The sequence below is a fragment of the Erythrobacter sp. HI0063 genome, assembly GCF_001635685.1.
GTDB lineage: Bacteria > Pseudomonadota > Alphaproteobacteria > Sphingomonadales > Sphingomonadaceae > Qipengyuania.
In genome coordinates this window covers 1-318 of record NZ_LWFF01000177.1, presented here as the reverse complement: position 1 = coordinate 318, position 318 = coordinate 1, and the positions used below count along the sequence as shown (strand labels likewise).

1 protein-coding gene is annotated in these 318 nt (G+C 56.9%); it reads left to right on the top strand.

Features of this window, described 5'->3' with window-relative positions; translation table 11 throughout:
* Positions 1-318 (top strand): ribonucleotide-diphosphate reductase subunit beta (locus A3736_RS06125; RefSeq protein ID WP_197465510.1); only part of this gene is annotated, 318 nt, incomplete at both ends.

Here is a 318-nt window from a genome sequence, read left to right as displayed (position 1 = left end):
GTGTTCAAGCCGACGGAAGTGAAGATGATGCTCGCCGCCTTCTCCAATATGGAGACGGTGCATATCGCCGCCTATTCCCACCTTCTCGACACGATCGGCATGCCGGAAAGCGAATACGGCATGTTCCTCGAGTACGAGGAGATGAAGGACAAGCACGATTACCTGCAGGAATTCGGCGTCGACAATGACGAGGATATCGCCCGCACGCTGGCGATGTTCGGCGGCTTTACCGAAGGGCTGCAGCTGTTCGCCAGCTTCGCCATGCTGATGAACTTCCCGCGCTTCAACAAGATGAAGGGGATGGGCCAGATCGTGAGC